The organism is Pseudomonas sp. Xaverov 83, assembly GCF_019352905.1.
GTDB classification, from domain to species: domain Bacteria; phylum Pseudomonadota; class Gammaproteobacteria; order Pseudomonadales; family Pseudomonadaceae; genus Aquipseudomonas; species Aquipseudomonas yamanorum.
This window is the reverse complement of record NZ_JAAAFU010000038.1, coordinates 113,887-114,108: the sequence shown is the minus strand read 5'-3', so window position 1 is coordinate 114,108 and position 222 is coordinate 113,887. Positions and strand designations below refer to the sequence as shown.

Sequence of the window (222 nt, the reverse complement as noted above, 5' to 3'; positions counted from 1 at the left end):
GTGGTGGTGTCGATCGAATCCGAAATGACGGTGGTTGGCGGATTGGTGTTATCCGGAACCAGCTTCTCGAAGTTGCCACCAGTCGCGGCTGTGATCGTGGTGCTAACGGTGGAACCGTTGTTGTAGACGTCATTGACCGGCGTTTGGAAAACCACAGTGCCGGTAGTTTTGCCGGCATCAATGGTGATGACCTGGCCGTTGGACAGGGTCACGGTGACCGGC

1 protein-coding gene is annotated in these 222 nt (G+C 56.8%); it reads right to left on the bottom strand.

The window, feature by feature from the left end; all coding sequences use genetic code 11:
- Positions 1–222, bottom strand: a 222-nt coding sequence (locus K0H47_RS31105; RefSeq protein WP_257626671.1) for an immunoglobulin-like domain-containing protein, incomplete at both ends; no start/stop codon positions are given.